Source organism: Moraxella lacunata (genome assembly GCF_900453205.1).
GTDB classification, from domain to species: domain Bacteria; phylum Pseudomonadota; class Gammaproteobacteria; order Pseudomonadales; family Moraxellaceae; genus Moraxella; species Moraxella lacunata_B.
In genome coordinates, this window is sequence record NZ_UGQU01000001.1 from 1,078,451 (window position 1) to 1,098,090 (window position 19,640).

Annotated in this window: 18 protein-coding genes; 10 read left to right on the forward strand and 8 right to left on the reverse strand. The window is 43.0% G+C overall.

What is annotated here, in order from left to right:
- Window positions 1-4: 4 nt before the first annotated feature.
- The 6 genes from trpB to DX073_RS05185 are packed head-to-tail and all read right to left on the reverse strand — an operon-like array spanning window position 5 to window position 3,868.
- Complete coding sequence (gene trpB, locus DX073_RS05160) at window positions 5-1,207, reverse strand: tryptophan synthase subunit beta (protein WP_115006159.1); 1,203 nt, start codon at window positions 1,205-1,207, stop codon at window positions 5-7.
- A 14-nt stretch (window positions 1,208-1,221) separates the two neighbouring features.
- The gene (locus tag DX073_RS05165; protein ID WP_115006161.1) at window positions 1,222-1,635 is read right to left on the reverse strand and encodes a type II toxin-antitoxin system VapC family toxin; all 414 of its coding nucleotides are present in this window, start codon (window positions 1,633-1,635) and stop codon (window positions 1,222-1,224) included.
- On the reverse strand, window positions 1,632-1,883 hold the full coding sequence (locus DX073_RS05170; RefSeq protein WP_115006163.1) for a hypothetical protein: 252 nt from the start codon (window positions 1,881-1,883) through the stop codon (window positions 1,632-1,634). The genes DX073_RS05165 and DX073_RS05170 overlap by 4 nt, the downstream gene beginning before the upstream one ends.
- Before the next feature lie 7 nt (window positions 1,884-1,890).
- The gene (locus DX073_RS05175; RefSeq protein WP_115006165.1) at window positions 1,891-2,643 is read right to left on the reverse strand and encodes an SDR family NAD(P)-dependent oxidoreductase; all 753 of its coding nucleotides are present in this window, start codon (window positions 2,641-2,643) and stop codon (window positions 1,891-1,893) included.
- Between the two features lie 9 nt (window positions 2,644-2,652).
- Window positions 2,653-3,210, reverse strand: a complete 558-nt coding sequence (locus DX073_RS05180) for a hypothetical protein (protein ID WP_115006167.1) — start codon at window positions 3,208-3,210, stop codon at window positions 2,653-2,655.
- A 1-nt stretch (window position 3,211) separates the two neighbouring features.
- Window positions 3,212-3,868, reverse strand: coding sequence for a phosphoribosylanthranilate isomerase (locus DX073_RS05185; protein ID WP_115006169.1), 657 nt, complete (start codon window positions 3,866-3,868; stop codon window positions 3,212-3,214).
- A gap of 314 nt (window positions 3,869-4,182) precedes the next feature.
- On the opposite strand from DX073_RS05185, the gene gdhA reads away from it, so the two are divergent.
- The 8 genes from gdhA (at window position 4,183) to DX073_RS05225 (ending at window position 16,440) form a co-directional block, all read left to right on the forward strand.
- Window positions 4,183-5,523, forward strand: a complete 1,341-nt coding sequence (gdhA, locus tag DX073_RS05190; protein ID WP_115006171.1) for an NADP-specific glutamate dehydrogenase — start codon at window positions 4,183-4,185, stop codon at window positions 5,521-5,523.
- A gap of 336 nt (window positions 5,524-5,859) precedes the next feature.
- The gene (locus tag DX073_RS05195; protein ID WP_115006172.1) at window positions 5,860-6,870 is read left to right on the forward strand and encodes an aspartate carbamoyltransferase catalytic subunit; all 1,011 of its coding nucleotides are present in this window, start codon (window positions 5,860-5,862) and stop codon (window positions 6,868-6,870) included.
- Between the two features lies 1 nt (window position 6,871).
- Window positions 6,872-7,582 carry a Uma2 family endonuclease gene (locus DX073_RS05200; protein ID WP_115006174.1) on the forward strand — a complete coding sequence of 237 codons (711 nt, stop codon included), beginning with the start codon at window positions 6,872-6,874 and terminating at the stop codon, window positions 7,580-7,582.
- 78 nt (window positions 7,583-7,660) lie between these two features.
- Window positions 7,661-8,695: an AcrVA2 family anti-CRISPR protein gene (locus tag DX073_RS05205; RefSeq protein ID WP_115006176.1), complete on the forward strand. Its 1,035-nt coding sequence runs from the start codon at window positions 7,661-7,663 to the stop codon at window positions 8,693-8,695.
- Window positions 8,696-8,747: 52 nt separating this feature from the next.
- Window positions 8,748-9,899 (forward strand): dihydroorotase, encoded by a 1,152-nt coding sequence (locus tag DX073_RS05210; RefSeq protein WP_115006178.1) that lies wholly within the window; start codon window positions 8,748-8,750, stop codon window positions 9,897-9,899.
- 270 nt (window positions 9,900-10,169) lie between these two features.
- Window positions 10,170-12,230 (forward strand): TonB-dependent siderophore receptor, encoded by a 2,061-nt coding sequence (locus DX073_RS05215; protein ID WP_115006180.1) that lies wholly within the window; start codon window positions 10,170-10,172, stop codon window positions 12,228-12,230.
- 245 nt (window positions 12,231-12,475) lie between these two features.
- A complete protein-coding gene (locus DX073_RS05220) occupies window positions 12,476-14,011 on the forward strand; it encodes a mechanosensitive ion channel (RefSeq protein ID WP_115006182.1) in 1,536 nt (511 codons plus the stop codon).
- Window positions 14,012-14,169: 158 nt separating this feature from the next.
- A complete protein-coding gene (locus tag DX073_RS05225) occupies window positions 14,170-16,440 on the forward strand; it encodes a TonB-dependent receptor domain-containing protein (protein WP_181814373.1) in 2,271 nt (756 codons plus the stop codon).
- A gap of 65 nt (window positions 16,441-16,505) precedes the next feature.
- Here DX073_RS05225 and efp read toward each other — a convergent pair whose 3' ends face one another.
- Window positions 16,506-17,075: an elongation factor P gene (gene efp, locus DX073_RS05230; protein WP_115006186.1), complete on the reverse strand. Its 570-nt coding sequence runs from the start codon at window positions 17,073-17,075 to the stop codon at window positions 16,506-16,508.
- A gap of 97 nt (window positions 17,076-17,172) precedes the next feature.
- Here efp and epmB point away from each other — a divergent pair, with 97 nt between their 5' ends.
- Window positions 17,173-18,177, forward strand: a complete 1,005-nt coding sequence (gene epmB / locus DX073_RS05235) for an EF-P beta-lysylation protein EpmB (protein WP_115006188.1) — start codon at window positions 17,173-17,175, stop codon at window positions 18,175-18,177.
- An 85-nt stretch (window positions 18,178-18,262) separates the two neighbouring features.
- Here the strand turns inward: epmB and DX073_RS05240 are convergent, their stop codons facing one another.
- Complete coding sequence (locus DX073_RS05240) at window positions 18,263-18,835, reverse strand: FxsA family protein (RefSeq protein ID WP_115006190.1); 573 nt, start codon at window positions 18,833-18,835, stop codon at window positions 18,263-18,265.
- Window positions 18,836-18,990: 155 nt separating this feature from the next.
- Between DX073_RS05240 and ruvC the strand changes: the two genes are divergently transcribed.
- Complete coding sequence (gene ruvC / locus DX073_RS05245) at window positions 18,991-19,593, forward strand: crossover junction endodeoxyribonuclease RuvC (RefSeq protein WP_115006192.1); 603 nt, start codon at window positions 18,991-18,993, stop codon at window positions 19,591-19,593.
- Window positions 19,594-19,640: the final 47 nt, after the last annotated feature.

Below are 19,640 nucleotides of genomic sequence, written 5' to 3' on the forward strand. Positions count from 1 at the left end.
CCCCCTAAATCTCAATCCCGTCAATACTCATCACCGTATGCAAATCTTTATCGCCACGCCCTGATAAATTGATGATAATGGACTGCTCTTGGCTCATCGTTTTGGCAAGTTTTAGCCCATAGGCGACCGCGTGCGAGCTTTCTAGGGCAGGGATAATGCCTTCGGTTTTGGTCAAAATGCGAAAGGCTTCTAAGGCTTCATCGTCATTGATGACAGGGTAATTGACACGCCCAGCGTCCTTTAAAAAACTGTGTTCAGGCCCAACCCCAGGGTAGTCAAGCCCTGCCGATATGCTGTGCGTGTGCAAAATCTGACCGTCATCGTCCGCCATAAGGTAGGTGCGATTGCCGTGCAACACGCCCACACGCCCTGCATTTAGGGGGGCAGAATGCTCGCCTGTGTCTATGCCGTGTCCGCCTGCTTCCACGCCATAAATCGCCACGTCATCGTCATTTAAAAACTCATAAAACAGCCCCATGGCATTAGAGCCACCGCCCACGCAAGCAACCAGAGCATCAGGATTTTTACCTTCTTTTTCAAGGTGTTGCATTTTGGCTTCACGCCCGATAATCGCCTGAAAATCACGCACCAGCACAGGATAAGGGTGCGGGCCTGCCGCCGTGCCGATGACATAATAGGTGCTGTCCACATTAGTTACCCAGTCTCGCATCGCCTCGTTCATTGCATCTTTGAGCGTGCGAGAACCACTTGTAACAGGCACGACAGTCGCCCCAAGTAGCCTCATACGATAGACATTCATCTTTTGGCGTTCCACATCGTTCGCCCCCATATAGACCACGCATTCTAGACCTAGACGGGCGGCGATTGTTGCCGTTGCCACGCCGTGCTGACCTGCCCCTGTCTCGGCGATGATACGCTTTTTGCCGACAAGTTTCGCCAAAAGTGCCTGCCCAATGGTGTTATTGACTTTATGAGCCCCTGTGTGGTTTAGGTCTTCTCGTTTTAGGTAGATTTTAGCTCCGCCTGTCTCGTCCGTTAAGCGTTTGGCAAAATATAGGGGCGTGGGGCGACCGACATAATTGACCAAATCATCGTGAAATTCCGCCCAAAACTCAGGATTATTTTTGACCGATAAATAAATGCGTTCTAGCTCTTCTAACGCACTCATCAAGGTTTCGGACACAAAACGTCCGCCATGAATGCCAAAATGACCTGTGGCGTTGGGGTATTGGGTAAAGTCTGTCATAATAAAGTACCTTTTTATTTGCTTTTTAAGGGAATGTGCAAAACATTAAATTTTTGACAAATTTTGTGTAATTTTTTATCAAAAGTTAATAAAGTGGATTGATGAATTTGACTAGTACAATAAGCAATCACACCGTCCGCAAAATCCCCATTCTGTTTTAAAAATGGCATTGCAAAATCAATGATTTCTTTATCAAAATCAATATTGGGTTGTGATAAAATACCTTCCAAAATTTGTACAATATAACTGCTTGGAAATTTCAACTTCTTTTTCATAATCCAAACCATTTCACAAATGGCTTGAATTGGCAAATATAACTGAATGCTTGGGCTTGTCAAATATGATTTTGCAATTAAAAATTGCTCATCATCATCTTTTAACAAATACCGCATTAAAACATTGGTGTCAATAATATAAATATCGGTCATGACATCATTGCTCTTTCACAAATGGCGTCTGTAATGGCATTATCCATTTCTTCATCAGAAATATAACCATTGGCATAAGGCGACAAAATTCCTGCCAAATCTTCAATGGAGTTAATCTCTGGCAAAGATTGTAATTCATCTTGCACATTTGTTTTGACCGAGATAATCTCTTTTTTGGGAAAATTGGCAATCACAGCCAAAATACTATCTACAATATGATTTTCTGCGGTTAAAGTCAAAGTTTTCATAAAAATCCTATAAATCCTTCACGACCGTCAATCCTGCAAAGGTCTGGGCGGTTGGCATGACTTCCAAGCGATTGATGTTAATATGCTTGGGCTGATTGATAAGCCATAATACCATATTACTGATGTCTTCGGGGCGGATAAATTCCACATTTTCATACACCTTGCCCGCTCGGTCATCATCGCCATGAAAACGTACGTTGCTAAACTCCGTGCCACCGCACAACCCCGGTTCAATGTTGGTAACTCGCACTTTTTTGCCAAGCAAATCGGCTCGCAAATTGAGACTAAACTGCGTAACAAATGCTTTAGTCGCCCCATAGACATTCGCCCCAAAATAGGGATAATTGCCTGCCGTTGATGAGATATTGATGACATAGCCGTCATTTTTGGCAACCATAAATGGCAAAATCTCGTGCGTAATATTAACAAGCCCAAGCGTATTGGTATTTATCATTGTTTGCCAATCATTGATACTGGCTTTATCGGCAGACTCCAAACCCAATGCCAACCCTGCATTATTAACCAGTACATCAATATTTGTCAAAATATCATTCGGCAAGGTTTGCAAAGCGGTTTTTGTGGCGGATATGTCGCCAATATCAAAGCACAGCGGAATGAAATTATCGCCAAGCTCGTTTTTTAATTCATCAAGTTTATTTTGACGGCGACCTGTACCAATAACGGTAAAGCCGTTTTTAATACAATCAATGGCAATTTGTTTGCCAAAACCTGATGTTACGCCTGTGATTAGAATGTTCATAAGTTTTTCCTATTTTAATGAAATTTGTAAATCGTATAAAATTTCAGCTTTGGGCTTATAAGTAAGTTTTAAAGAATACTCATTATTTAACCTTAACTTTTGATAAGTTGTTTTGTTGATTTTAACCCGAGTGTCATCATCAAAATAAAGATAATACTCATAAGCACCTGCTCGTTTTTGGTTCTCAAAAGATTTTAAATAATACTCATAGGTTGTTGTGGTTGTTTTTGTTTCGAAAATTGTATAATACAATGGCTTAATAGCAAAACTACCAATAAAAATAGAACCGCCAACCATTACCAATATCAGTATCAAAAAACCAATATCAAGACTGCTACTTGCTCCTTTTGTCTTTATACAAATATAGATTGTATTAATAATTCCCACAATAGCAAATACAATCAAAAATAAACAAATAATAATAGTCTCAAAAACTGCAAAATACCCTTCATTCCATTCAAAAAATGGACGAACAACAAAATACGCACACCCCAATAATAATCCAAAAAATGCCAAATACAATCCCAATGAAATTTGACCTATTTCGTTGTCGGTATTTTGTGTCATTTTATTTTCCTATATTTTTTATAAACCCACCCATTTTAACCGCACACTTCACCCCCCTTTCCTTTTCAATACCGCCACTGACATCAACGCCTTTAATTTTTGCCATTAACGCTTTATTGTTCACAATCTCGCCAATCGCATCAGGCGTAAGTCCCCCCGCCAAATAAATCGGCAAAGGCGAATTGTCAGGGATTTTATCCCAATCAAAGACAAGCCCCGTTCCGCCATACGCCGTATCACTAAAAGCATCCAAAATCACGCCACTTGCCCCGCACGCTTTTAATGCGTTGATTTGATTTAACAGTGTGTCGCTGGTGTCGTCATTTTTGACCCGAATGGCTTTTATCCAGCGTTTGCTGACCGCACAGGCAAGGGCTTGGCACTCGGCAGGTGTTTCATCACCGTGAAATTGCACAATGTCAAAGGGTACTTCTTTTGCCAATTTAACAAGTTCGTCCTGCTCCATATTGACCACCAACGCCACAATCGTGGTAAAAGCAGGCACGGCCGACACAAGTGTCTTGGCACTAGCAGTGCTGACGGCACGGGGGCTGGGCGGATAAAAGACCAGTCCCACCGCATTCACGCCAAGGGCAATGGCGGTCTGTAAATCGTCCGTGCGAGTAAATCCGCAGAATTTGACGGCTAAGTTTTTCATTTTAACGACTTATTTATGGGGTAAAATTGTCTTAACTTACCATTATTTTGTGTGATTGTCTATGGTCTGTGAGACTATTTTCTAAGAGATTTTAATTTATAATAAAAATTAATTAAATATTCATTTTTTATGATAATTATCCAACAATCAATGACATAAAATCCTTGTTTTTTTGGCAAAAAGTAGGTATTATTAACTTCACTGATATATTCATTAATTTTTATGATATAAATCATTGTGGCGATAGCCATTAATTAAATCAATGAATGTACCTTTCACTCAATCCATACTTGACCAACCTAAGGAATATTGCCATGACTATCCAGTCCGCCATCGCCAAAGTCGAGCAAAACTACGCTCATCAGCCAGAATTTATCCAAGCCGTCAAAGAAGTCGCCATGACGATTGAGAAGGTCTATGCCGACAACCCAAAATATGAAGCCCTACAAGTATTCGAACGCCTATGCGAGCCTGATCGTATCATCTCTTTTCGTGTCAATTGGGAAAACGACAAGGGAGAAATCCAAGTAAACCGTGGCTGGCGTGTCCAGTTTAGCAATGCCATCGGTCCATACAAAGGCGGTATCCGCTTTCACCCAACGGTGACCGAAGGGACTTTGAAGTTCCTAGGTTTTGAGCAGATTTTCAAAAACGCCTTGACTGGTTTGCCCATGGGCGGTGCTAAGGGTGGTTCTGACTTTGACCCCAAAGGCAAAAGTGAGGCTGAAATCCGCCGTTTCTGCTATGCGTTCATGCGTGAACTTCACAAAAATGTCGGCAAAGACATGGACGTACCCGCAGGCGACATCGGTGTGGGTGGTCGTGAAGTGAACTACATGTTTGCGATGTATAAAAACTTAACCCGTGAATTTGAAGGCGTTTTGACTGGCAAAGGCGTGGGTCACGGTGGCTCGCTCATTCGTACCGAAGCGACTGGCTATGGTCTTGTGTACTTCCTTGATAATATGCTAAAAGTCAACAACGACAGTCTAGAAGGTAAAACTGTCCTAGTGTCAGGGGCAGGTAACGTGGCACAATACGCCGCCGAAAAATGCCTACATTTAGGTGGAAAAGTCATCACCTTCTCTGACTCCAAAGGTACTTTGGTGGACAAAGCGGGCTTTACTCAAGAGAAAATCGACTGGGTCAAAAACCACAAAGTAAACGGAAAGGCTCTTGCCGACTATGTGTCAGAGTTTGGCGGTGAGTGGCTGGCAGGTCAGCGTCCTTGGCAGTTTGATGCCGAAGTAGCTCTGCCATGTGCCACCCAAAACGAAGTGAGCGAGGCAGATGCTCACGCCCTAGTGAAGCATGGCGTTAAATATGTCGCTGAGGGTGCAAATATGCCTTTGACTGCCGAAGCCATTGACGTGGTGCGTGCAAATGGTGTTGCCTACGCCCCCGGTAAAGCTGCCAACGCTGGCGGGGTTGCGGTATCGGGCTTGGAAATGAGCCAAAACTCGGTTCGTAAATATAAGTCGTTTGAAGATTTGGACATCGAACTTCAAAAAATCATGAAAAACATTCATGAAAGTGCGTTGGAAGCTGGTCAAAAATACGGCACGACCGAAGGTGCGATTGACTATATGACAGGTGCGAATGTGGCAGGCTTTACCCAAGTTGCCAATGCACTGGTGGCGTACGGTTATCTATAAATCGCTGACTTGCGTGAATTGTTAATAAAGAAAATCCGTCCAAATGGGCGGATTTTTTCTATTGCCTTAGTGCAGGTCTAGCTTCTGCATATTTGCAATCAAAAATGAGAAAAATCGCTCATTTTTGATTGCAAATACAAAAGGCAGGCACGCCCTAATTTTGTGTCTAAAAATTACCAATTTCTTAAAACATAATTTTATCTGCTAAAAATTAAATATAGTGCGATTGCTCTGAAAATACCATCAAGAACCATTCCCAAATTCTCCAAACTTTGCTAAAATGGCTTAATTTGTTTTTAATTTGCCACAATACAACCGCACACCTAAGGAGACCCCATGACTGATATCACCGCCCGCCTAAACCAAACCCTTGCCCGTCCACAGCTTACGCCCAATGACGACACCGCCATTCGCCATTTTATTGGCGTGGAGGGGCTGACACGTCTACAGCTTGAAGGGATTATTGATAAGGCGATGAGTTATTTTGATGACAATGGACGGCTCATTAACACCGATGAGCTGTCGGGCAAGACGGTGATGAATCTGTTTTTTGAAAATTCCACCCGCACTCGCACGACCTTTGAGGCGGCTCAAAAACGCCTTGGGGCGAACGTGCTAAACCTTGATATTGCAAGGTCAAGCACCAACAAGGGCGAGACGTTGCGTGATACGCTTTGGAATTTGGAGGCGATGAGTGCCGATATGTTTGTGGTGCGTCATTCGTCAAGCGGGGCGGCACATTTTATGGCGACCGAAGTTACCCCCAATGTAGCAATTATCAACGCAGGGGACGGCTGGCACGCCCACCCCACCCAAGCCATGCTGGATATGCTGACGATTTACCGTGAGGCGGACAAGCCCTTTGATGAGCTGTCTGTGGCGATTGTTGGCGACATCAAGCACAGCCGTGTCGCTCGCTCGGACATCTCAGCATTGACGACTTTGGGGGTGCGTGATATTCGTGTGATTGCCCCCAAGACCCTGCTACCAAAAGGCATTGAGCGGTATAACGTCTCGGTATTTGATAACATTGATAAGGGCGTGACGGACGCTGACGTGATTATTGGTTTGCGTATCCAAAATGAGCGTATCGGCTCGCCCCTGTTGCCGTCCACGTCCGAATATTTTAAGATGTATGGCATTACCGAGGCTCGTGTCGCCCTTGCCAAACCAAATGCTCTGGTCATGCACCCAGGCCCCATGAATCGTGGTGTGGAGATAGAGTCTGGCGTGGCGGACGGCAGTCAATCAGTGATTTTAAAGCAGGTCAATAACGGCATTGCGGTGCGTATGGCAGTCATGGCAATGGCAATGGAAGGGCAAAAATCATCTCGGGGGCTTATTTGATATGTCAAAGAATTTGACGCTCGATGATTTAAATACCGTACACCCAAGTATGGAGCGGATTTTTCGTGCGACAAATAAAAACCCAACACAACTTGCCAAGGTTATTAATCAAAGTCCACAAACAATTAATAATTGGATAAATCGTGGCATATCAAAACAAGGGGCAATTCTGGTTGCTGATAAATTCAATCTGAGTTTGGATTGGATTTTGACAGGGCAGGAAGAAAAAGGTGTTATTTTCACTTTTGATAAACATAATTATCTTGTCGATGAATTTAATAAAGGTGAAAGCAAATGTCATTGTGGTATAAACTTTAATATAATGGCAACAATGACCGTAAAATTAAAAGATAAGCCCTGCAAAGCTTATGCTAATAATTTGAAAGTAAAAACGCAAAATAACTATTTTTATCCTGATGTAGTGGTGGATTGTGGCGATGATGAATATATTGCCGATAAGCCGATTTTGATTATTGAAATCTTATCCAAATCCACCACCTTTTTGGACAAAACCAAAAAACTTTGGGAATATGCTCAATTAGCAACCGTGCAAGAATACGCCACCGTTGAACAATCTTTTAAACAAATTACCTTGTATCGCCGTGAAAATGATTGGCAAGCCGAAATTTTTGAAACGGGCGAGATTTATTTTAAAAGTATTGATTTGATTGTAAATATTGATGAGATTTATCAAGGGATTTTGGTTAATTGATGTTGGTTTTAAAATTGGGCGTAAGGTGTGTATTTTGCACCGTTAAAAAAAACTTTATATTATTGGAAATCTTAAATTATGAATGCTTATAAAAGAATGTTAGACTTTAATGAAAGACATAAAAAACATAATGTAATAGAAACTTATAAGCGTATGCAACAAAAAAGAATTGATTTAAGGCAAAATAAAAATTTGCCAAATCAAGTGTTTTTTCCAACGATTGAAATAACTGGTATCAGCGATTTTCTGTTATTAAAAGCGATGCAGGGAGAATTACAACAATCTGTTAGATTTATTGAATTGGATAGCAAGCAATTAGAAATATATGAATTTCTTTTTGGTGCTCATTTATTTGGTTCTTGGCGTAATACTTTGGGAGTTTATTGTATTGATAAGGAAATTTTTGATGATGTAATAAATTCACCGATACCAGATGATACTCCAACAGATATATTTCTTAGATTGCCAGAATGGTCTATTTATATAGAATTTCCAAAACAAGTTTTGTTTGATGATAGACATCTTGCAAATGGATTTTGGGCAACTTATGATTATATGGAACAAAATAACAAATGGTGTATTGCATTAAATATTGTCTTTAATTTTGAAAGTAGTGATAGTATTGGATATAATCATTTTTATCCAATTACATTATTTTTAAATGAAGGTATTTCTATCTTGGATACTTTTAAATCAATTTTTAGCAACTCAAATCCAATAGAATTGGGAGTAATGGTAACAACAGATTATAAAATGCTAGCAAAAGTTTTATCTTGCTTGTTGTTATTGTGTGTTGAAAAGCCTGATATAAGCAAAATAACAGGCGAACCTATTTCAAAAAGTGAATTATCATCACCAAAATACCAAGTCAATAAAAAAACAGGTTCATTTATTGTTCCGAATAAACCATTTATTTATCAATTGGGAGCAAGGCTTGGTGGAGAAATTCGTGAGAAAGAAGAAAGTATAAATATATTTAATTCAGATAAATCTCGTACGGTTCGCCCACATATTAGGCGTGGTCATTGGCACGGTTATTGGAAAGGAACTGGACAGAATAAGCATTTTGATGTTCGTTGGCAACCTGCAATTTTTGTTGGTTTTAACGGATAATCTTTTAGGTATCGTATAAAATGAAATTGATATGTTATTAACAGGATAATTTATGAAAAACCTACTTCCCCCCACTTGGCAAATGCCAAACCTAGATAACGCCCAAGCAGACGGTAAATGGCTGATACCGCCCATTGTGGATTTGTGCGGACGTTTGCGTGAACCAGGCCATCAGTCGCATGGCACGCTATCAAGCGAGGGCAAGACCGCTCGCATGAACGGCATTTTGCACGTTGTCTTACCGCCTGACACCAACCCTGTGTTAGAAAACGGCTCACTATTAAAGGGCTTAAAACAAAAAGCATGGGCGGACGGGGGCATTCATCTGCATATTTTGGGGGCATTGACCGCAGGGCTTGACGGCAAACAACCTGCCAATCTTGCAGGACTAAAACAAGGCGGGGCGATTGGCGTAACCAATGCCACCAAAGGCTTTGAAAATGACCTAGTCATGCTCCGTACGCTAGAATATGCGTCCACCTTTGATTTGAAAGTGTTTTTTTATCCTGACGAACCAAGCCTGTCGGCAGGGGGCGTGGCTCATGATGGCTACATTGCGTCTTTTCATGGTTTGCAGGGCATTCCGTGGCTTGCCGAGACCATTGCCTTATCCAAGCAAATCCTAATGGTAGAAGAGACGGGGCTGTCTGCTCATTTTAGTCAAATCACCTGCCGTACGTCTGTGGAGCTTATCCGCTGGGCAAAACAAAAGGGCTTGCCGATTACCTGTGATGTCGCCATGCATCAGTTGCACCTGACTGATGATGACATTGAAGGTTATAACGCTCATGCTTTTGTGTTGCCCCCGCTTCGCTCCAATACCGACCAACAAGCCCTTATCAAGGGGCTACAAGACGGCACAATTGATGCCATTTGCTCGCACCATGAGCCACTATCAAGCAGTAGCAAACAAGCCCCTTTTGCTGAGAGCACCGCAGGGATTAGTAACTTTGATACCTTTGTGTCGCTGGCGTGCAAGCTCGTGGCGGACGGTATTTTGACCGATGAGCAACTGGTGGAGAAAATCTGCACCAATCCTGCCAACATCGCAGGGATTACAGATTATGAAACGATTGGCGGAGCGGTGCTGATTGACCCCAATCAATCTTGGACGGTAAGCAAAGAGACCATGCTGTCAGCAGGCAAAAACACGCCGTTTTTGGGGCGTGAGTTGGCGGGGCGGACTGTCCAAACATTCTTTTAAAATGAATTTATTGTTTTAATTAAACATTGATTTGTTATTAAAATAATTAATCAAATAATAAGGTTTACTACATGTAAGCCTTTTTTATTTATCATCTTATCCTAAAAAGGTATTTTTCCCAAAAGACATTAATTTTACAAATAATAAAAAATATTATTTACTTTTAAAAATAAAAATGTTAATATTGTTGCCAGTTTATTACCAATCCTTACATGATGTAGGGTTTGTTCCCTTGTTTTGATATTTATATTTTGCTACTTAGGTGATTTTATGAAACAAAAGACCTTTGCACTACGCCATCTGACCTTTGCGGTCATTGGCACGATGACAGCGACCGTTGCCATGGCAAATACTGCCGAGAGCGAGCCGATGGTTGATTTGGGGCATGAAGTGATTACCATTGACCGTCAAGGCACCAAAGTTAAGACGAACGTGGTAACCCTACAAGAAAAAGATGAGAGTACCGCTACAAGCATGCGTGAACTGCTTAAAGAGGAGCCTGCCATTGATATTGGTGGCGGTACAGGTGCTTCTCAATTTTTAACCATTCGTGGTATGGGTCAGAACTCTGTGGATGTTAAAGTGGATAATGCTTACTCTGACAGCCAAATCCTATATCATCAAGGACGTTTCATTCTTGACCCGTCATTGGTGAAAATCGTCTCTGTACAAAAAGGCGCAGGGTCGGCATCTGCTGGTATCGGTGCGACCAATGGTGCGATTGTCGCTAAGACAGTAGATGCCAAAGATTTGCTTGCAAATAGCGATAAAGATTATGGCTTTAAGCTAAACTTGGGCTATTCAAGTAACGACAGCCATAATTATGGTGCCACGGTATTCGCTCGTTCAGGTGTCTTTGATGGCTTGCTTTCTTATAATGTCAAAGATGAATCAAACTTCAAACCAGGCAAAGATTATAAAAATGACATTGATGGTGGTGATTATGCACCATATAGTGCGTTAGAGACAACCAGCTATTTGGCAAAAGTGGGAGCCACCCTAGACAATCATCGTTTTGTGCTTAGTCATATGAAAGATGAGCAGGCAGGGGTGCGTACCGTACGTGAAGAGTTCTCTGCACTTAATAATAATCCTCGTCTGACAATGATACGTCAAGCACCCGCTTATCGTGAAACTTCACTTAGCAATACCAATCTTGAGTGGACGGCGGATAATCTTGGGTTTGTAGAAAAAATGACCGCGAATGCTTATGTGATGAAAAACGAGCGTTACTCAGCCGATGACCGCGGTTGTGGCTATTGCGGTTATGGTAATGCATCCGCATTTCCCAATCCTGTTCCTACCACAACCAAGATTGAGACCAAAGGGGCCAACCTAAACTTGGATGTTGGTGTAGGTGAGAACACCTTGGTAAAATATGGTCTAAATTATCGCCATCAAGAAATCGAGCCAGGCAAAGTTGATACAGCTGTTATGACTCATACGCCAGAGAAAACAGACATGGGTGCGTATGTGGAAGCCATTGGTTATGCAGGTGACTTCACTGTGACAGGCGGTGTGCGTTATGATCATTTTGATATTACCGCCAATGATGGTGTGAATGCGACAGGCAGTAATCTAAACCCAAGCTTTGGCGTGATTTATCAAGCAACTCCAAACTTAAGTTTCAGTGCTAACCATAACTATGCTTCTCGTAGCCCACGTCTATACGATGCCTTGATGGTGGGACTTCGCAGAACCTCAATAAGTCCTAATATTAAGGCAGAACAAGCTCGCAATACTGAAGTTGGCTTTAACTATAATAACGGTAATTTTGGACTTGATGCAACATATTTTTGGCAAAAGGTTGATGATGTGATTGTTAATCCACAAGATAGACATGGGGCTAACAACCAAAAAGAAGCTGTCAATGATGGTTATTCTAAAAACCATGGTTATGAAGTGGGTGTTTCCTATCGCTATAATGGCTTGACCGCTCGCCTTGGCGTGGCTGAAAGTAACCCAGAGTATTTCCTAAGTACAACTTCGGAGGTTAATCCAGAGTTTGCTGTTCCAGTTGGACGCACTTGGACGTCATCTTTGGCATACCGCTTTGCTGAGCCAAACTTGGAGCTTGGTGTAAGAAATCGCACAGTTGAAGATTCTGAGGATGCGGTGGTAGCAGGTGCAAATATCAGTTCTCGTAAAGGCTACAGTGTAACGGATGTCTTTGCTAACTGGAAGCCTTATGGTAATGACAAAATGAATGTGAACTTCTCTGTAAACAACTTGGAGGATAAGTTCTACTATCCACATTCACAGCGTGCAGCTCCTACAACATTCCCCGGTGTCGGTCGTGAATACCGTGTTGGTGTGAACTTCACTTATTAATCTTTTACCAGTCCTACCCTAAATATTGTCCTTTTCTCCACCACCCAACTTTCACGTTTTGAAGGTTGGGTTTTTTATAAAAATTTTTTGGTTTTGTTACTTTATATGGCTTTTTGTAAAATTTGTGTCACTAAGATTAACTACAATGATATGATAGATAGAGTGAGGCATAATTTTTGCAGGATTGATATGTCATTGCATTAATGATTGTCTATGATTTAGCGTATTAATTTTAAGGAGCGTATATGCATCCAAATTCTTTTATGGTATTTAACCATTACATGACCAGTCCGATAGGCTCGGTCGTTGGGGCGATTTTGATTTTCTTGGTGGGCTATTTTGCCGCCTTAATTTTTGGCTCTTTGACCAAAAAAGCCTTAACCAAAATCAATCTTAATCAAAAAATGAACACTCAAACAGGCAAAAACTACGACTTGCATAGTCTACTTAGCAAAATCGTCTTTTGGTTTGTGTTTGTGATAGCCATCTCGGCAGCTCTCAATCAGCTTAATCTTGCCACCATCTCAGCACCGTTTGCCAACATGGTCAATCAAGTACTGCTATTCGTGCCAAACCTGCTTGCCGCTGCTGCCGTGGGTGTGATTGGTTGGGTGGTTGCCATCGTTGCCAAAAACGCCACATTGGCAGGTCTATCCAAAACTACGCTAGATGAGAAATTAGCTCAAGAAGCATCAGTTAAACCCATGAGTGGCACGATTGCTGATATGGTATACTGGCTGATTTTGCTTGTGGTGCTCACCATGGTGCTGGGTCGTTTGGGTCTAAACGGACTATTCACACCACTGACCAACATGATTGATAAGATGTTTGCCTTTGTGCCAAATATCTTTACCGCAGGCGTGATTTTCTTTATCGGCTTTGTCGTTGCCAAGATTGTTAAGGGTATTGTCTATAATCTGGTCGGTTCGCTAAACATTCAAGCCCTAGCCACTCGTGTGGGTATCAGTGAGAAAAACAGCTTGCCAAACATCGCAGGTTCGCTCGTTTTCTTATTTATCATTGTGCCGTTTACCATTGCCGCTCTTGACGCTCTAAAAGTAGAAGCCATTAGCCGTCCTGCAACCAACATGCTTAATAAAATCATGTCTGCCCTGCCAAACGTCTTTACGGCGGCGGCGATTTTGGTGGTTACCTATTTTGTGGTGCGTATGGTTGCCGACATCATCAAGGGACTACTTCAAAACACCCAAGTGGACGCACTACCTGCCAAGCTTGGTGTACAAGAAGCCCTAGGCGAGCAAAAAGTATCGGGCTTGGTACGTGGTGGCATTATTTTCTTTGCCATGTTGTTTGCCACAGTGGCGGCGGCTGATGTGCTAGGCTTTGTCCAAATCAGTGACATCGTCACAAGCTTTATCCATTTTGGCGGTCAGATTATCCTAGGGGCGGTTATTCTTGTTATTGGTTTTTGGCTAGCAGGCATTGTTGCTGGTGTGATTGAACGTTCACAGCAAGGCTCAAAATGTCTAGCCAACATCGTGCGTACGCTGATCATCGGGCTTGTGCTTGCCATGGGTCTAAAAGCGATGGGCATCGCTGATAGTATCGTGAACCTTGCCTTTGGTCTAACGCTCGGCTCTGTGGCGGTGGCGCTTGCCCTTGCCTTTGGTCTTGGTGGTCGTGAGGCTGCTGCTCGTTATCTGGCTCGTATGCAAGACAAGCTAGAAGCCGAAAGCGACAACAAAATCATCTTACCAACCAATGAAACCACCAAAACAGAAGTATCATCAACGTTTGATACAGATGATTTGAAAAAATAATCAGCTTATCATACAAAAACCCAAAAGTGTTATGCTTTTGGGTTTTATTTTGATATAATATACCATTTATTATAAATTAACAAATAATAATAAATATTATTTATTTTTAAAAATGAGAATGATATAATAAAAAGCCTTTGATAACATTGGAGATGATGATGAAAACCCCAAAACTAAGCATTCTAAGCCTTAGCATGATGTCTATCATGATGACTACGACGATGACTGCACAGGCAAACGAGCAAGGCGATGAGTTGCCCCATGTAACACCCCATGTGGTGTTAGAGCCTGTAACGATTTCGGTGTCGGGAGTGGGGCGGTCACTTGAGAGTGGAGCGGGGTCGATAACGTCTATCAGTGCTGATGAAATGCGACAAATCGGAGCGACTGACATGGCAGGCGTGGTCAAATATCAACCACTGGTATCCGCCCCCAAAGCGACCAAAGGCAGTGGTAATGCGTGGGACAGCACAGGCACGACAGGGTATAACATTCGTGGTATGGACGGCAACCGTGTGGGACTTGATGTGGATGGTGTGGAGTTGCCCGACGTCAGCTCAAAGCCTGATGCCCTAGCAAATAATGACTATGGCATAGGGCGAGATTACATAGACCCTGAGATGTTTCGTGAAGTGCGTATCCAAGCAGGCTCAACGGACGCACGCACAGATGGGCTGGCAGGACGTGTGTCATTTTTGACCAAACAGCCAAGCGACTATCTGCGTGATGGCAAAAGCGTGGCTTATGGCTACAAAGTCGGCTATGATGGGGCGGACAAATCACGTTCACACGCCATTCATGCGGCAATGGGCGATGAAAAATGGCAATCGCTTGTCATTTATTCAAGACGAGACGGCAAAGAAACCCAAACCAATACGCATGAGAGCTTGGAGCCTGCCGACTGGCAATCGGATGCGGTGCTTGCTAAACTGCGATATCTTCCAAATGATACTCATGAATTTGGAGTGGTGGTGGATTATTATAAGAAGACGGGCGAGCTTGTCTTTGATGGTCAGTCAGCGTCTAACCTATATCCCAATGGTGGTACGCAAAACAGCAACGTGGAGCGTATGCGGTATGGGCTTGACTGGGTATATACACCCAGTGATATTGGGATTTTTGACAGGCTGACAACCCAAACGTTTTATCAAACCGCCAAAAACGGTGTTAATACGCATGCCGACTATGTCAGTCGTGGCACGACCGCCCAGCGTGAGTGGGATACGGCACTACATACTGACACTTATGGGATAAAGTGGTTGGCGGACAAATGGACAGATACAGGCAGATGGGCTCATGCCATACAGTATGGCATGGACGTGAGTACCACAGATGAAAAACGCCCATGGACACAGATGCAGACCAGTAGTGCAGGTGTGGTAACCACCACCAAAAATAACCGCATGCCTAGCATGCAGACGGACAAATTTGCCTTGCATATCTCCGATAAAATAACCACCGATGTCAAAGGTCGTGAGCTGACAGTTGCCCCACAGTTAAGATTTGTTTATCAAAAACACAAGCCTACCGATTTGACCGATTATCTGCCCATGACAGGCATTTCCCAAGCCCAAGTCGCCCAAACGGTGCAATCATCCACCAATGACTATCTGTCCCCAGGTCTGATGTTGTCATATCAGCTGACACCGCAAATGCTCGGCTATGCCAAATACAATCGCAGTGCCAGACTGCCGATATCAAGCGAAAAAGTGGGGGTGTATGACGGCTCTAACATCTATGTGCGTTATGCCGTGCTTGGCAATCCCAAGCTCAAAGCCGAAACCAGTGATGCCTTTGAGCTTGGGCTAAAAGGTCAAATCACAGACGGTGTATCTGTGGCTCTGTCAGGGTTTTATAACAAATATCAAGATTATATAGATTATCGTGCTTTGACAAGCGATGAGTTGCCGACTGGGTTTAATTTGGCTTATCAAGTGCATAATGTTGCTGATGTGGATATTTGGGGCGGTGAACTGGGTGTAAAAGTGGATTTGGGGCGGTTCATCAAGCAGTCAGATGGGTTTAGTATGGTCATGGGTGTGGGAGCGAGCAATTACGCCGCCACCAACACCACAGGCGAGCGTGTTGCCATTGACAGCGTGCAACCTGCCAAAGCCACGCTTGGGTTTGGTTATGATGATCCAAATGACAAATACGGCATGGGGCTGACATCGAGCTTTGTGGCGGGCAGACGCTCGGACAATGGCGAGAATTTTTATCGTGCTGGCGGTTATCATGTCATGGATTTGGCGACCTATTGGAACATCAACAAAAACACTCGCCTAAATGTTGGCATAAACAACTTATTTGACAAAAAATACCACGATTATGCCACCGTTTCTGGCATGGCGATGACGGATACTGCCCAAATTGAACGAGCGAGTATGCCTGAGAGAAATATATCAGCCAGTTTAGCATTTAGCTTTTGATGAGTCTTTAACCAAAATAAAAACAGCCCATTTGGACTGTTTTTTTTCGTGTCAAATATCAAACATTACACACGAGACAGATATTCGCCTGTACGAGTATCTACTTTAACCACTTCATTTTGCTGGACAAATAGTGGTACACGCACCACCGCCCCTGTTTCTAGTTTGGCAGGTTTACCGCCACCGCCTGAGGTGTCGCCACGCACACCAGGGTCGGTCTCAATGATTTCAAGCTCCACGAAGTTTGGCGGAGTAACGGACAGTGGCGAGCCGTTAAATAGGGTAATGGTGCAACGAGCGTTTGAGTTTTCTTTTAGCCATTGTGCCGAGTCGCCCATGGCGTTTTTGTCGGCTTGCATTTGCTCAAAGGTCTCAGGGTGCATGAAGTGCCAAAACTCGCCATCATTGTACAAGTATTCCATTTCGGTATCCACCACGTCCGCCCCTTCTAGGCTGTCGCCTGATTTGAAGGTTTGTTCTAGGACTTTACCGGTTTTTAGGTTACGCAGTTTGACACGGTTAAAGGCTTGACCTTTACCAGGTTTGACGTATTCGTTCTCTAGGATAGAGCAGGGGTTGCCGTCAAGCATGACTTTTAAGCCTGCTTTAAAATCGTTGGTAGAAAAACTTGCCATGAAAATTACCTTAAAAAATAAAAATAAAAAGTAAAATGCGTTATAATGACGCACTTTAACCGTCTATTATACTGAAAATTACTAAGTTTTGTCAAAAATGAACGACATTTTTTTTAATCAGTCCAACTGGCAAAAAGAGCTGTCAAATGCTGTCAGCGACGTGGCAAGCCTTTACGAGCTGTTGGAGCTACCCTTACCGAGTGAATTTCACGCCCCCACTAAATTTCCCCTAAGAGTGCCACACGCCTTTATCCAAAAGATGAAAAAGGGCGACCCAAGCGACCCTTTATTACGTCAAATCTTACCCGACATTGCCGAGAGCTTACCTGTGGCGGGCTATACTGCCGACCCATTGGACGAAAATACCCATAACCCTATCAAGGGGTTATTGCACAAATACCAAAGCCGAGCCTTAATCACGGTAACGGGGGCGTGTGCGGTGCATTGTCGTTATTGTTTTCGTCAGCATTTTGACTATGGGGCAAATCTGCCAAACACCCAAGACATTCGCCAAATCTGCCACTATATCGCCAATGACAAAAACATCAATGAAGTGCTATTAAGTGGGGGCGACCCATTAAATATTAACAATCGCCGTTTTAATGAATGGATTGGGGCGTTGTCTGATATTGATAATATCAAGACCATTCGTATTCATACCCGACTGCCGGCGATATTGCCAAATCGTATTGATGATGAGTTCATTGACATATTGGCAAATTGCCCAAAAAATATCGTCATGGTGCTACACATCAATCACGCCAATGAAATAGACAACACCCTTGCCCAAAAATGCCAAACCCTAAAAAAACATGGCGTGGTATTATTAAATCAAAGCGTGTTATTAAAAGGGGTTAATGATAATGTAGAGATATTGTGCCAATTAAGCCATGCGTTATTTGATATTGGGGTGTTGCCGTATTATTTGCATATTTTGGATAAAGTGGCAGGGTCGGCTCATTTTGATTTGCCGATAGACAGAGCGATACAGATTTATTGGCAACTTTTGGAAAAATTATCGGGCTATCTTGTGCCGAAACTGGTGCAAGAAGTGGCGGGTAAGCCGTATAAAGTGCCGATTGATATTTATAAAAATTGTTAAATTTAAAAATCGCCTAATTTGATATTAAGCGATTTTTTATTAACGCTAATATTAATGTTAATTTAAATAATAATTTAAGGTTAATTTAATCATCATTTGCTGATTTTTTAACCGTTTTGGCTTGTCCGTCAATGGTGGTGCGAGAATTGCCATAATTACCGCCAAAACTGCCATTACCAAAGGGATTGCCTTGCCCAAAAGGGTTATTGGGGTTCACACCGCCCATGCCACCAAAGGGGCTTTGTCCGCCCATTTGTTTTGCCATCATTGCCATCATTTTTTCTTGGTTGTTCATGGCGTAGTTTTTGGCTTTAGTGGTCAGCACCTTTTGAATGGCAGGCAGGAGTAGCAAAAACGCCCCGATGTCGGTCAAGATACCCGGTAGAACAAACAAAATCCCTGCAATGCCCATCGCTACTGATTTGGTAATGGTGGACTCTGGGGGCTGATTGGCGGGGTTGGGAATAACGCCATTTTTCATCTGCTGAGCCATGGGGTTTAGAGTGCTGGCAGCTTTTTTGATGAGTGCCAAGCCAATAAAAAACGCCACAACAAACCACAAAAACACAAGCCAACCGCTCATGAATTGAGCCAACAGATACCAAATCAGCATTTCAATGATGAACCACACCAAAGCAATACCCACAACAACGCCCATACGTTTTCCTTATTAGTTTAGAAATTTAACACAAAATAGTTTATAATACCAAATGTTTGTGCTAACGCCAACTTTTTAAAGGCAAGGGTAACAATTTTTAACATTTATCTTTTAATATTTATCTTTTAACAGCTATTTAGGCAGACTTCATTAATATGACACTCATCATCGGCATAGACCCTGGCTCTCGCATGACAGGTTATGGCATTGTGCGTGCGGTGGGAGATCGCTTGACCTTTATAGACGCAGGGACGATACGCACCGACAGTGCGGATATGCCAGTGCGTATCAGTCAGATTTTTGATGGTATTGCACGCATTGTCGGGCATTATCAAAAATACCACGATGAGCCGATACATTCTGCCATTGAACAGGTATTTATGGCGACCAACCCTGATAGTGCCTTAAAGCTCGGGCAGGCTCGGGGGGCGGCGATTGCGTCTTTGACGGCACAGGGTTTGACGGTGTCAGAATACACCGCTCGGCAAATCAAGCAGGCGGTGTGTGGCTATGGGGCGGCGGACAAAGAACAAGTAACGGCAATGGTGTGTCGTCTGCTCGCCCTTGATGTCGTGCCACAGGCGGACGCGGCGGATGGGCTGGCGTGTGCGATTTGTCATGCTCATTCTAGTCATTCCATGCACAAACTTTTGGGCAACACCGCCCTAAAAGGTCGCTCGGCAAGCAAGAAAAAAGGGCGTTGGCGACTGTCTGAGACCGAGTTGCTAAGCCAAAATAAACTGATAAAGTCACAATAGTTAGGGCGTGCCTGCCCTTTATAATACAATTGCATTTTAAAATTTGT

Excerpts from the sequence above, each read along its gene's own strand:
- DX073_RS05210 (WP_115006178.1), top strand. The coding sequence starts at position 8,748 with ATGAAAAACCTACTTCCCCCCACTTGGCAAATGCCAAACCTAGATAAC.
- gdhA (WP_115006171.1), top strand. The coding sequence starts at position 4,183 with ATGACTATCCAGTCCGCCATCGCCAAAGTCGAGCAAAACTACGCTCAT.
- DX073_RS05185 (WP_115006169.1), bottom strand. The coding sequence starts at position 3,868 with ATGAAAAACTTAGCCGTCAAATTCTGCGGATTTACTCGCACGGACGAT.
- DX073_RS05165 (WP_115006161.1), bottom strand. The coding sequence starts at position 1,635 with ATGACCGATATTTATATTATTGACACCAATGTTTTAATGCGGTATTTG.
- DX073_RS05170 (WP_115006163.1), bottom strand. The coding sequence starts at position 1,883 with ATGAAAACTTTGACTTTAACCGCAGAAAATCATATTGTAGATAGTATT.
- DX073_RS05200 (WP_115006174.1), top strand. The coding sequence starts at position 6,872 with ATGTCAAAGAATTTGACGCTCGATGATTTAAATACCGTACACCCAAGT.
- DX073_RS05215 (WP_115006180.1), top strand. The coding sequence starts at position 10,170 with ATGAAACAAAAGACCTTTGCACTACGCCATCTGACCTTTGCGGTCATT.
- epmB (WP_115006188.1), top strand. The coding sequence starts at position 17,173 with ATGAACGACATTTTTTTTAATCAGTCCAACTGGCAAAAAGAGCTGTCA.
- DX073_RS05195 (WP_115006172.1), top strand. The coding sequence starts at position 5,860 with ATGACTGATATCACCGCCCGCCTAAACCAAACCCTTGCCCGTCCACAG.
- DX073_RS05220 (WP_115006182.1), top strand. The coding sequence starts at position 12,476 with ATGCATCCAAATTCTTTTATGGTATTTAACCATTACATGACCAGTCCG.
- trpB (WP_115006159.1), bottom strand. The coding sequence starts at position 1,207 with ATGACAGACTTTACCCAATACCCCAACGCCACAGGTCATTTTGGCATT.
- DX073_RS05175 (WP_115006165.1), bottom strand. The coding sequence starts at position 2,643 with ATGAACATTCTAATCACAGGCGTAACATCAGGTTTTGGCAAACAAATT.
- DX073_RS05225 (WP_181814373.1), top strand. The coding sequence starts at position 14,170 with ATGAAAACCCCAAAACTAAGCATTCTAAGCCTTAGCATGATGTCTATC.
- DX073_RS05180 (WP_115006167.1), bottom strand. The coding sequence starts at position 3,210 with ATGACACAAAATACCGACAACGAAATAGGTCAAATTTCATTGGGATTG.
- efp (WP_115006186.1), bottom strand. The coding sequence starts at position 17,075 with ATGGCAAGTTTTTCTACCAACGATTTTAAAGCAGGCTTAAAAGTCATG.
- ruvC (WP_115006192.1), top strand. The coding sequence starts at position 18,991 with ATGACACTCATCATCGGCATAGACCCTGGCTCTCGCATGACAGGTTAT.
- DX073_RS05205 (WP_115006176.1), top strand. The coding sequence starts at position 7,661 with ATGAATGCTTATAAAAGAATGTTAGACTTTAATGAAAGACATAAAAAA.
- DX073_RS05240 (WP_115006190.1), bottom strand. The coding sequence starts at position 18,835 with ATGGGCGTTGTTGTGGGTATTGCTTTGGTGTGGTTCATCATTGAAATG.